Annotated in this window: 8 protein-coding genes; 3 read left to right on the top strand and 5 right to left on the bottom strand. The window is 44.9% G+C overall.

Annotated elements, in window-relative coordinates:
• Positions 1-11: 11 nt before the first annotated feature.
• The 5 genes from arfB to cra form a co-directional block, all read right to left on the bottom strand.
• Positions 12-425 (bottom strand): alternative ribosome rescue aminoacyl-tRNA hydrolase ArfB, encoded by a 414-nt coding sequence (arfB, locus tag HKI82_RS16160; RefSeq protein WP_102942196.1) that lies wholly within the window; start codon positions 423-425, stop codon positions 12-14.
• Between the two features lie 71 nt (positions 426-496).
• Positions 497-3,001, bottom strand: a complete 2,505-nt coding sequence (locus HKI82_RS16155; RefSeq protein WP_171138551.1) for a bifunctional diguanylate cyclase/phosphodiesterase — start codon at positions 2,999-3,001, stop codon at positions 497-499.
• A 188-nt stretch (positions 3,002-3,189) separates the two neighbouring features.
• Positions 3,190-6,231 (bottom strand): AAA family ATPase, encoded by a 3,042-nt coding sequence (locus HKI82_RS16150; RefSeq protein ID WP_171138550.1) that lies wholly within the window; start codon positions 6,229-6,231, stop codon positions 3,190-3,192.
• Between the two features lies 1 nt (position 6,232).
• Positions 6,233-7,369, bottom strand: a complete 1,137-nt coding sequence (locus tag HKI82_RS16145; protein WP_171138549.1) for an exonuclease SbcCD subunit D — start codon at positions 7,367-7,369, stop codon at positions 6,233-6,235.
• 177 nt (positions 7,370-7,546) lie between these two features.
• A complete protein-coding gene (gene cra / locus HKI82_RS16140; RefSeq protein WP_171138548.1) occupies positions 7,547-8,527 on the bottom strand; it encodes a catabolite repressor/activator in 981 nt (326 codons plus the stop codon).
• 323 nt (positions 8,528-8,850) lie between these two features.
• Between cra and fruB the strand changes: the two genes are divergently transcribed.
• From fruB to fruA, 3 genes are read left to right on the top strand one after another with little or no spacing between them, the layout of a single operon-like run.
• The gene (gene fruB, locus HKI82_RS16135) at positions 8,851-9,990 is read left to right on the top strand and encodes a fused PTS fructose transporter subunit IIA/HPr protein (RefSeq protein WP_171138547.1); all 1,140 of its coding nucleotides are present in this window, start codon (positions 8,851-8,853) and stop codon (positions 9,988-9,990) included.
• A gap of 25 nt (positions 9,991-10,015) precedes the next feature.
• Complete coding sequence (pfkB, locus tag HKI82_RS16130) at positions 10,016-10,975, top strand: 1-phosphofructokinase (RefSeq protein WP_171138616.1); 960 nt, start codon at positions 10,016-10,018, stop codon at positions 10,973-10,975.
• 17 nt (positions 10,976-10,992) lie between these two features.
• Positions 10,993-12,735 carry a PTS fructose transporter subunit IIBC gene (fruA, locus tag HKI82_RS16125; protein ID WP_102942190.1) on the top strand — a complete coding sequence of 581 codons (1,743 nt, stop codon included), beginning with the start codon at positions 10,993-10,995 and terminating at the stop codon, positions 12,733-12,735.
• Positions 12,736-13,025 lie beyond the last annotated feature (290 nt).

Below are 13,025 nucleotides of genomic sequence, written 5' to 3'. Positions count from 1 at the left end.
ACTTCAAAAGCTTAATAGGTAACTTTCCCTCGTAAAGACTTGTTCGCTCCATTGCGTTTCTTTGCCTCGACTCGGCGATGTTGCGATGCTTTGGTGGGCTTGGTTGGTCGGCGTTTTTTCACCACCACCATAGCTGCAACAATCATCTCGCGCAGACGATTCAACGCATCTTCTCGGTTTTGCTCTTGGGTTCGATATGTTTGCGCTTTAATGATAATCACCCCTTCTTTGGTGATTCTGCTGTCTGAAAGCGCAAGCAGTTTTTCTTTATAGACGGGAGGTAAGGTGGAGCGTTGGACATCAAATCGCAAATGAATCGCACTCGATACTTTGTTCACATTCTGCCCGCCACTGCCCATCGCGCGAATGGCTGACAACTCGATTTCCCAGTCCGCCAGTTCTACAGTGTTTGATATTTTAAGCATGACATTATGTTCAAAGGTAAAGAATGAGCCACCATTTTAGAGAAGTTCCGCTATGAATTCTATGTTTAAGACTAGCTCGACTCTGAACCCGACTGAAGCTTAGAACACAAAAGCTCACCGATAGAATTGATGGTCAAAGGCGGCGCAAAATAGTAGCCCTGAACGGCATTACAACCATATTCAGCCAATTCATTATACTGTTCCATCGTCTCCACCCCTTCAGCAACCACGGTCATTTGACACGATTCACCGATGGCAATGATCGCTTTTACCAAAGTCTTGGTCTGCTCACTGATTAACAGCTTCTCAATAAAAGAGCGATCGATTTTAATCTCAGTAATTGGAAGGGTATTGAGGTAGCTCAGTGAAGAATATCCCGTACCGAAGTCGTCTAACGAGAGTCCAAAGCCAAAACTTTTCATGCTATTGAGACGTTCGGCAACGGTATCTAAATCTTCCAATAAAACGTTCTCGGTGATCTCTAGTATTACGCGAGAAATATCAATCTCCACTTCTTGGGTAATTGCAACTAAGGTTTCAGGAAAGCTTGGTTCCATGAGTTGTTTAGGCGATATATTGATTGAAACACCCAAAGCCTCAGGGCCATTAGGGCTGATCGAAAGAATGTCTTCACAAGCTTTACGAAAGACAAAGCTACCCAGCTCATGTATCACCCCTATGTCTTCTGCCAAAGCGATAAATTTCACAGGCGATATTGGACCTAATCGTGGACTGTTCCATCGAGCCAAAGCTTCAACACCCATGATTTTGCCACTCTCTACGTTAACTTGTGGTTGGTAAAGCACTTTGAACTCATCACCTTTGAGGGCTTTTCGCAGCTCTTCCTCTATCATGTAATCAAGCTGTATTTCTTCATTGACGTCAGAGTTATAAAACATGGCGCTGCCTTTTCGCTGCGCTTTTGATTTATACAAAACCACATCCGCCTTGCGAATCAAGGCTTCTGGTTCAGTGTCATCACGCGGGAACATAGCCACACCGATACTGCAATTGGTGGTCAATACCTTGCCATCAATGATGAACTTATCTTCAAAGACTTGCTGTATCAGCATCACTTTTTCTTGGGCAGCCACTTCATCCGTCAGAGCAGGGAAACAGAAAATAAACTCATCGCCGCCAAAACGTGACACGGTATCGTGAGGGCCAAGAATGCTTTCAAATTTTCGGCTGATGGTCTTGAGAAGTTTATCCCCTGAAGAGTGACCGTGAAGATCATTGATCTTCTTAAAATCATCCACATCCAGCAGTATTACCGCGCCACAACTTTGGTTGTGATGAGCATAATCAACCCCAGTGTGGATAATGCCGTTGAGAAGAAGTCGATTGGGTAAGTCGGTTAAAGAGTCATGCTCCGCCAAATATTTAAGCTTGTCTTTGACTTGGTTGAGTTCATTAAAATCTTTAGTTATCCGCTCCTGAAAACGGTTGAATCGCTCACCAATCACTCGCCCAAGTTTCAGTGAAAGCGCAATGATAATGAGCGTGGAAATCAAACTTGCATACAAGACGCGTTTTAGCTCGTCATTGTTACTGGCCTCCAGAGCACGAATATTTTCGGCCAGATAAGCTTCAAAACGCTGTACATAAAAGCCGGTGCCGATTGTCCAATCCCAGCCATCAATCATTTTGAGATAGCTGATTTTTTCTCCACCGTTAAGCGCACCGGGCATGTACTTGGCCATGTAATGAGTAAAGCCGGAACGATCGCTATCTTTTGCTCGAATTTCGTCTATCTGTACGCCAAGCTCGTCAGAGACGGCTGTATTCACCATTGACGCTTCAGGGTGTGAGATAATTATCCCTTGGTTATCAATCACAAACACATAATCGTTGTTGCCATATCGGTAATCACTCAGCCAATCTATAACCTGTTTTTGTATGTCAGCTTGTACGTCAACAATGTACTCACCCGTGCCGATATACCAGCCATATGGCTCAAAATATTTACCAAAACCTATTTTTTCGAAATGTTTATCAGGAGCTTCATCAGACTTGCTGTACCACCAGCGATAAAAAGCTTCACCACCAGAGTTGTTCACTTTCTCAATGTGCTCCTGAACAATCAAGGAACCTTTAACGTCTTTGGTTTCCCAGACTGACTGCCCTTCTAACTGTGGGATATAACTGTGCAGGACATTCATGCCTTCACGATCGAATATAAAGAAGTAACCACGCCCAGAGTTGAAACGAATGGGGCGCAGAGCTTCTCTTATCATACGAACAACATCTTCTTTCGGTTTGTCTCTGTGCTGCTGATAAATATTGGTGGCTATGTTGTACGCTTCATACACACGGCTTCGCAACTGATCTTCCAGAGTTTTAACTGTGAGGCTCTTTTGTTTTTCAATTTGATTGGAGACTTGTTGGATTTGTTCTCGAACTGCCTGCTTTTGTTGTTCGATAAGGTTTTCGCGAATGAATTCTATCTTCTCTTCCGATTCCACCTGATTGCTTTGAATCAGAATAACGTTAACCACGACAGCAAATATTGTGATGAACACTGCTGGTGCATATCGGATAATATTCAGCAATTTTCTATCATTTAATGGAGTCATCGCTGCCTACTTAAGGATGTGGTTACTCATTAAGAATAGTCAATTTTAACTAGTTACAAGTAATGAAAGAGCTAAACTGATAGTTCGAGCAAAATAGAGAACTGTTTAATGATTTTGAAGATTTTTACACGCAACAGAAAAGCGAGCCGTTTATCAAACCGCCCTCTTTAAGACGAATTTTCAGATTGTTAAGCAACCAGTTTAATTGAACTGCCAGTTCTCGCAGCTTCAACATCCAGCCTTAGCGAAATCTGTTCTTTGAGCTCACTGACGTGTGAAATAATGCCAATCGTTCTGCCCCCCTGCTGTAAATCAATTAAGGTTTGAATTGCCAAATCGAGTGACTCTGGATCTAAGCTACCAAAACCTTCATCAATAAACAGAGTATCGAGACGGATGCCACCACTGTATGACTGAACGACATCCGACAAACCAAGCGCCAGAGAGAGCGCAGCCATAAACGATTCACCACCGGAAAGGGTCGCGACATCACGCCATTTTCCTGTGTAGCCGTCTTCAACCATCAAATCTAAGCCTGAACCACTGTTACCCTTTGCACGCTCTTCTTTACGTTTCAGCAGATAACGGCCTTTGCTCATCAATTGCAAACGCTGGGATGCCTGAATCAAAACATCATCCAGTAGCACGCCAAGTACAAAACGATGCAAGCTGACTTTTGCTCCCGTTCTTCCGTTAGCAATATCACTTAATGTACCAAACACCTGATAGGCTTTTTCCAACTCTTCATTCTTCGCATAAAGAGCGCTGAGTTTCTGTTGAACCTGATTAAGGCTATCCATCCTCGAACGAAGTTGCGTATAGCTTTGCAACGCTTGTTCGACTTGTTGCTGTTTTGCCGTCAAGGCTTGTTCTAAAGGCTCTAACTCGGGTTGTTGTTTGTCTTTCAACTCACCATTAATTGATTCAAGTTGAGTTTTCAGTGATGCCCCTTTATCTTCGTATTGGCGAATTGACGATTCCAGTTCGGCTATCGCCGCTTCTGCCAGTTTGGCGCTTAAATAGGCGTCTTGGTTTTCAAACGAGCTTTCAGACAGCGCTTCTAACCAAGCTTTTTCGGTGCTCTGCTTTTCATCAGACCACTGCTTTTGTAGCACCAGAGCATCATTTAATGATGATTCTATCGCGGAAAGCTGCTTCTGCGTTTCAGCAAACTGTTGCTGCATTTGCTGCTCGGTTTTTTGCAGCTCTTCGATCTGCTTTTTAACCGCAACATATTGGGCTCTTACCTGCTCAACATTATCGAAACCAGATGAAACACCTTCGAATAGTGAAGCCACTTCCGTTTCTAAAACCGTCATTGCATGTTTGCTGTCCGCTGTGCCTGCAATAGACTTTTCAAGATTAGCCTTGGTTTGTAAATGACGACCTTCCAGAGCTTCCAACTGAGCTTTCAATACTTGAGGCTGCATTGATGCCAGAGTTTGAATCTCTTTCTCTAACGTTTCTTTGCTTTGCCCAAGCACCGCGAGTTCGGCTATCGATTGCTCTGCAATTTTGGCTAACAACTGGTTCAGTTCACGTTCAATTTGACCTAGATTTGATACCACAGACTGATGATTTTTCAGCGCTTCCAACTCATTTGACGCGCACAACTGCTGCGCATCTCGGGCAACTTTCACTTCCGCACGCGTAACCACGTCACCGGTAAAACTTGCTAACTGAGGATGTTCCAAACTGCCACAGACAGGACAAGCATCACCCTCGCTCAGCGACTTCGCCAATTCAGCCGCTTGGTTGGTGTGCCAGATCATTTCCAGTCTGTCAGCATCTTTCTTAGCATTAGCGGTGGCGGCTTGTGCGTCGGCATATCTTTTTTCCGCCTGAGCCACGGCTTGCTTAAGTTTGCTTTGTTGTTCGGTTAGCTGTTCACTGCTTTGACGAACTTTGATCTGTTCAACCACATTCGCGAGCGACAAACGTTTAGCATCTAAACTCGATACTGCATGAGTAGTTTGTTCGTATTCAGCTCGTTTGCTTTGAATTTCTGTATCCAGCTCTTTTAGCTGTTTCTCAAACGACTCTTCTTCCACTTTCGCTTTGGCGAAGGCTTGCTTAGCCGTCTCAAGCGCTTTTTGTTTGTCGTCGAGTATGCGGTATTTTTTACCTATCTCTTCGAGTTGATAAAGCTGTTGTGACAACTCAGGAACCACTTGCACGTTCTTAACCGCTTGCTGCCACAAGGATTCCGCTTGTACAACTTTTGCTTTAGTTTGCACTACCAGCTGTTGTTTTTCGATAACGCTTTTTTCTGTCTGTTCAGATTGCTTCGTGGCACTGACCCATTGGTTAAATGGCAGATCGAGCGTCAGCGCTTGCCTTGCTTTGGCTCTTTTCTGGCGCAGTTGTTCAATATCCGGCAACTCAGATTGATGCTCGGTTACCGCTTTCTCAATCTCAGCCTTTTGTACAAATTTATGCTTCAGATCCTGAGCTGCGCTGCGTTGTTTTTTCGCTTCATCCAGTTGCTGTTGTAGTGATTGATAGCTCTGTTCGCTTTGCTTTAGTTCAGGCTGAAGTTTTTCCTGTTCTTCTTTCAACTCATCTTCCGAAGCCACAGAAACAACATTCAGCGCACCTTTGATCTGGTTATCGAACTCATCTTTTTCTTTACGAATTCCCGCTGCTTTTTCAAACAGAGCGCGCTCTATCTGAGTATAAATTTGTGTTTGAAATAACTGACCAAAGATTTGTTCACGTTCTTTTGAGTTAGCGACTAAAAGCTCCCGAAACTTACCTTGTGGAATCACCATCACCTGACGGAACTGCTTCACATCTAGGCCGATTAAATCCACCATCGCTTTTGCAACGGGATTGGGACGGTTTGCCAGTAGCTTATGTTCACCGTCTACGATTTCCACCAAGGTAGCGGAGTGAGCTTTTTTGGTTGTGCCCTCGCCCCGCTTTTTCGGTGTTTCCTGATCTGGGCTGCGAGTCACAAGGTACACTCGGCCTGCAAGTTCAAACTCAAACTCAATTTCCGTTACAAGTTCAGTGTCTGCATAATCGCAGCGCATCTGATCGCCGGTGCGTTCGCTGCCAGTGGTTTCACCATAAAGCGCAAAACAGATCGCATCTAAGATTGAGCTTTTTCCAGCTCCCGTAGGACCATTAATCAGAAACAGCGGAGATGCACCAAGGCTGGTGAAATCCACCACCTCTTTGCCAGCAAAAGGACCAAATGCTTGAATCGATAATCTTAGCGGGCGCATTCTATTCCCCTTGCTTCAATGACTGGATAACAGCGCTAACAGCTTGCTCCTGAGCTTCTGTTAATGCTTCCTGCTTGGCTTCTAAGAAGAAGTCTTTAAACATCTCCATTTCTCCGCGAGCAAGACGAGCTTTGCCCATTTCCTGATCGACACCAATTAACATTCCCGGCTTTTCAAGGTGCAACACATTTGGGTAGACCTTACGCAGCTTTTCCATTGGGTCGAGAATGGCATGTTTGTCTTGCAGACGCACCAGCAGGTAGTCATGGCTATTGGGGTCCGTTCGGCCTTGCTCTAAAATCTGGTCTAACTCACCTTCAACAATTCGCATGTTATGAGGCGCATTGAGTGGAATTTGGTTGGCAGAGACAAAACCTTCTTTATTAAGCTCAACCAAAGTCATCGCTTTCTTGTGGTGCTGCTCACTGAAGCTGTACTTCATAGGTGAACCGGAATAGCGAATATAATCACTGCCTTTCATTTGCGGCTGATGCAAATGACCAAGAGCCACATAATCAAAGGCTAAAAAGTGTTCGTGACTGACTCTGTCAGAACCTCCGATGGATAACGGACGTTCTGATTCAGACTCAATAGCGCCATCAACAAAACAGTGGCTGATCAATACGTTCTTCTGAGAAGGCTTAAACTGCTCGGCAATTAACCCGCAAAGATGCTGATGCGCTTCATCATGAGTGCTAACCGCAGTTTGATAGTAGTGACGCACCAGCTCAGGATCGTTATAAGGCATGCCGTAAAAAGCAACTTCACCGGCTTGTTCACTGTTAAGAACCACTGGCTCAAGCATATGTTCGAAATCTGCAATGATGTGCAAACCGGATTGCTTCATCTGCTTCGCCGCAAAGCCTAATCGCTTTGCTCCGTCATGGTTGCCCGGTATGACAAGCATAGGTACGCCAAGCTCACCACAAATCTTAGTGACAAAGTCATCCAACAACTCAATGGCAAGTGTTGGAGGAACAGAGCGATCATACACATCACCGGCGAGCACTAAAGCATCAACCGAGTTGTGTTTAATGTAATCAACGATTTGAGATAATACGTGCCTTTGATCTTCAAGTAGCGACACGTTATGAAACTGACGGCCTAAGTGCCAATCTGAGGTGTGAAGAAACTTCATGCCTTTCCTGTGCAACGAACACTTTTTAAAATAGTTGCCGAATATGATACCCGTTTTACGAGCAAATGCGACGCTGAAAAGGCAAAGAGTGAGTGATGATGCAGGAATGATTACCCTTTGTATTTCATCAATGAAATCAAAGGGCAATCAGGATCGATAATTCTTTGCGCGCGTAACTTACGCTCTCACTTTCAAACGGCGTGGAACCAACTCAACACCGGATTGATAGCGTTTTGCTGAAGCATTGAGCGCAAGCGCCAACGCACTGTCGGCAATCACTTCAAACTGTTGCGGCAGCGAATTGATTTTCACTGGAAGAAAATCCAATAAGCGGTTGTCACCAAACGTTGCTAAACGAATTTTTTTCAACAGGTCTGGATGCTCCATCAGCACATCTAATATGCCTTCCAGAAGAGTATACGACGTCGTCACAATCGCATCTGGCAGACGTTCCTTTTTCACCCACTGTTCAAACACTCGGCGCCCTTCTTCACGGTTAAAGTGCTCTCCATAACCGAGCATAAATTCGCGCTGGTTTGATTTAACAGCAGACTCAAAACCAAGCTGACGCTCTTGAGAAATATTCAGCTCGGGTAACGCGCCAATTAAGCCGACCGTTTTTACATTGTCCGTCAAAAGTGAAGAGGTTAAGTCGTAAGCTGCGCCGTAATCTTCACTGATCACACAGGCGAAGTATTCGTCATCCAACGGACGGTCAATCGCAATAACTGGCGTACCCATGTTTTGCATTTTTAGATAGTAGTCACTGGCGTTTGGAATTGAACTTGCGACAAAAAGTGCATCAATTCGTCTTGATACCAACGCTTCTGCTGCACTGATTTCGGTTTCCGGATCATCATCGGAACAGGCGATCAGAATTTGGTAACCCGCTTGACGAGAGTTTTGCTCAATCAGTTTTGCCAGTCTTGCGTAACTGGTGTTCTCTAGATCCGGAATAATCAAACCAAATGAACGGCTGTTCCCTGCTCGTAAAGCAGAGGCAGCATGGTCAGGTCGATAGTTGTATTCATTGACCACAGCCATCACTTTTTGCTGCGTCTTTTCACTAATACGATACTTCTGGGCTTTTCCATTGATCACATAGCTTGCAGTCGTTTTCGAAACTCCAGCTAATTTTGCTATTTCATCTAGTGTCATATCAACTGCTCTATTTATGTGCGTCGGATCATAGAAACAATTTTTCGATCCTCATTGGTGTTGAATTATACGCTGAATCGATTCAGTATAAAAGCTGAAAGGATTCAGCAAAGTTAGGAATTGATACCAATGTCAATGTTTACGGTAAATTCTTAATAATCGGTAGATGTGCCAAGTGACTATTTGAAAGCTATTTGGCAACTTTGCTGAATTTTTTTGGACCAAATGCTGAATCGTTTCAGCCAAGGTTAAGTAAACGTTACTACAATAAAAAAGAATTAAAAAATCATCCTGTCGAACTACGACAGAAGAAGGGGCAAACAATGCTGCAATTAACTACTCAAAACATTCAACTTGCTCAAGCTCACGCGAACAAGTTGGACGCTATTCGCGCTATCGCTGCCGACCTCACTCAAAAAGGTTTAGTCGACAGTGGCTATGTTGAAGGCATGTTAAACCGTGAAGCTCAGAACTCTACGTTCCTAGGTAACGGTATTGCTATTCCACACGGTACAACTGACACACGTGATTTAGTGAAACAAACAGGTGTTGCTGTTCACCACTTCCCTAACGGTGTGAACTGGGGTGACGACAATACGGTTTATGTTGCTATAGGTATCGCTGCGAAGTCAGATGAGCACTTAGGTATCTTGAAACAGTTAACTAAAGTGCTTTCAGCTGACGGCGTGGAAGAGAAACTGAAAAATGCAAAATCTGCAAATGACATCATTGCTCTGCTTAATGGTGAAGTTCAGTTTGAAGCCGATTTCGACGCATCACTGATTCAACTTCTTTTCCCGGCAAGCGACATGGTGCAAATGAGCGCTGTGGCAGGCGGTCTGTTAAAAAACAGTGGCTGCGCTGACGCTGAATTCGTTGCTGACTTAGTGACTAAGAAACCAACTCACCTTGGTAAAGGTCTATGGGTTGTGAGCAGTGACAAAGCCGTAAAACGCACAGGTATGTCTTTCGTTTCCACTGCTAATCATTGTGAATGTGACGCTTTACCAGTTAAAGCACTTGTCGCGTTCGCTGCATGCAACAACGCACACGAAAACATGCTTAACACACTGTCGCAAAAAGTCTTTGCTGGCGAACAAGATGTATTCCTGAAAGCAAACACTGAACAACTGCTGGCTATATTCAGCAACGAAGCGGAAGAAGACAAACCAACAGAAGCTTCTGGCGACAATGTTGCTGTATTCAAGATTAAGAACTCACACGGTCTTCATGCTCGTCCGGGCGCGATGCTGGTTGCTGAAGCGAAGAAATTCGAATCTTCAATCAAAGTGTCTAACTTAGACGGCGATGGCAAAGTTGTTAATGCTAAGAGCTTGATGAAAGTGATTGCTCTGGGTGTTAAACACGGTCACCAACTTCAGTTCACTGCTGAAGGTCCAGATGCGGCTAAAGCGCTGGAGTCTATCGGTGCTGCTATTAACGCTGGCCTAGGTGAAGGTTAAGGGGCGACTTATGCAGAATAACGCCATAACAACGAAAGTCGTCACCATCACCCTAAATCCAGCGCTGGATCTTACTGGTAGCTTGGACACGCTCAACGTGGGCACAGTAAGCCTTGTAAACAAAGGTTCACTGCACGCGGCAGGCAAAGGTGTGAATGTAGCGAAAGTACTGAGTGACCTCGGTGCAGATGTTACTGTGACGGGCTTTCTCGGCAGAGACAATCAAGAGATGTTCTGCCAGCTGTTTGAAGAGATGGGTGCGCATGACGAATTCATCCGCATTCAGGGCTCAACTCGCATCAACGTCAAACTCGTTGAAGCGAACGGTGAAGTGAGCGACATCAACTTCCCAGGCATCAAGGTAACCAACGAAGATATCGCGGCTTTTGAAGCGACTCTGCTTCGCCTTGCGCAAGACCATGATTATTTCGTTCTTGCAGGCAGTCTGCCTGCTGGTGTTTCGCCAAGCTTATGTGCTTCTTGGATTGAAAAACTTCACTCACTAGGCAAACGCGTTCTGTTCGATAGCAGTCGTGATGCATTGGCAGCAGGCTTGAACGCTCACCCTTGGCTGATTAAGCCAAACGATGAAGAGCTGTCTCAATTTGTTGGTCGTGAGTTGGTGACGCCTGAAGAGTGCCGTACAGCGGCGGCTGAACTAGCAGAAAAAGGTATCGAAAACATTGTTGTCTCAATGGGAGCCAACGGAACCATGTGGCTAAACCAAGGCCAATGGCTTCATGCAAAACCACCGCGTATGGAGGTTGTCAGCACGGTCGGTGCTGGTGACACCCTAGTTGCCGGTCTTTGCTGGGGTCATATGCAAAATATGGACAAAGAATCTTTAATCACATTCGCTACAGCATTATCTGCCCTTGCAGTTACGCAGGTAGGTGTGGGTGTGACTTCAGAAACTCAACTAATCACCCTACAAAAAGAAATCCAATTACAACCAGTTGATACTTTTACAGTATCTAACGATTAAGGACAGAAGGTCGTACTATGAATATTGCTATTATCACTGCATGCCCTAGCGGCGTTGCAAACAGCATTATTGCTGCAGGACTGCTTGAACAAGCCGCAAAATCACTAAACTGGACTTCCGTTGTGGAATGTCACTCTTCTGTGATTGAAGGCTACAAGCTTACCGATTCAGACATCAGCAACGCTGAAGTCGTAATTATCGCAGCCAATACACCTGTTGATACTACTCGCTTTGTTGGTAAAAAAGTCTACCAAAGTGATATCTCTGCATGCACAAGTAACCCAGCGGCTTACTTAAAAACAGCGGTTGAGCAAGCGTCTGAGCTTAGCGCAAGCGCGGCAACCACTTACCAAGCACCTGCTGCTCCTGCTGCAAGCGCGAAGAAAATTGTTGCTATCACTGCATGCCCTACTGGTGTTGCACACACTTTCATGGCTGCTGAAGCGTTGGAAGAGACGGGTTCTCGTCTTGGCCACAAAGTCAAAGTAGAAACTCGCGGTTCTGTTGGTGCGAAAAACCAACTGACTGCTCAAGAGATTGCTGAAGCTGATCTTGTTATCATTGCTGCAGACATCGACGTTCCGCTTGACCGCTTCAACGGCAAAAAACTTTACAAAACCAGTACGGGTCTTGCTCTGAAGAAAACAGAACAAGAGATCAACAACGCATTCGAAAAGGCAACGGTTTATACCCAAGCTGAAGCTTCAAAAAATGCTGAAAGCACTGGTGAGAAGAAAGGTGTGTACAAACACTTAATGACAGGTGTTTCTCACATGCTACCAGTGGTAGTTGCAGGTGGTTTGATCATCGCGCTTTCTTTCGTATTCGGTATCGAAGCGTTTAAAGAAGAAGGCACTCTGGCTGCGGCATTGATGACTATCGGTGGTGGTTCAGCATTTGCTCTTATGATCCCTGTACTTGCTGGTTTCATCGCGTTTTCAATTGCTGACCGTCCTGGACTTGCACCGGGCTTGATTGGCGGTATGTTAGCAAGCTCTACTGGCGCAGGTTTCCTAGGTGGTATCGCTGCTGGTTTCATAGCGGGTTACTCTGCGAAGTTCATTGCTGACAAAGTTTCTCTTCCTCAGTCAATGGAAGCATTGAAACCAATTCTTATCATTCCATTTATTGCTAGCTTAGTAACTGGTTTGATCATGATCTACATCGTTGGTGGACCTGTATCGGGCATCATGACTGCGATGACAACCTTCCTTAACGACATGGGTTCAGCAAACGCAGTACTGCTTGGTATTATTCTTGGCGCAATGATGTGTTTCGACCTTGGTGGTCCTGTCAACAAAGCGGCTTACACATTTGGTGTTGGTCTGTTGGCTTCACAAACTTACGCACCAATGGCAGCTATCATGGCAGCAGGTATGGTACCAGCTCTAGGCATGGGCTTAGCGACTTTCCTTGCTAAGAACAAATTTGAACCTAGTGAGCGTGAAGCAGGTAAAGCATCATTCGTACTTGGCCTATGTTTCATCTCTGAAGGTGCTATTCCATTCGCAGCGAAAGACCCAATGCGTGTTATCCCGGCTTGTATGGCAGGTGGTGCGTTGACTGGTGCTCTATCAATGCTGTTCGGTGCAAAACTGATGGCTCCACACGGCGGTTTATTCGTACTAGCAATTCCTGGTGCTATTACTCCTGTGTTTATGTACCTAGTCGCTATCGCAGCAGGTACAGCAGTAACTGGCTTTGGCTACGCTTTCTTTAAGGCTCGCGCTACTGACAAAACTGCGGTAACTGCTTCTTAAGCGAAAACTCGAAGCTAAGCTCTAAGCTTAGCTTCTTATAAGTATCCAAGTCTTTGCCCCCCGAAGGCTATTGCCAGTGACATTGTTCACTGGCTTTTTTGTTTTCAAGATAGTTTCCCTTACAACAGCAATTAGTAATAACCAACCTAAGTAACTCTACATATATTCGGGAGATGCATCGGACATTTCTTTTGAAAACGAAATCGTCTCTTGAACGGCATATTGAATCCAGCGAACCTACCGTCAGTCCATAGAAATAACATGGTTGTTTGTCATTTCAGGTTGTTTAT

It is taken from the genome of Vibrio plantisponsor (assembly GCF_013041605.1).
Lineage (GTDB): Bacteria > Pseudomonadota > Gammaproteobacteria > Enterobacterales > Vibrionaceae > Vibrio > Vibrio plantisponsor.
The sequence above is the reverse complement of the archived record's forward strand: the minus strand, read 5'-3'. Positions and strand labels throughout refer to the sequence as shown.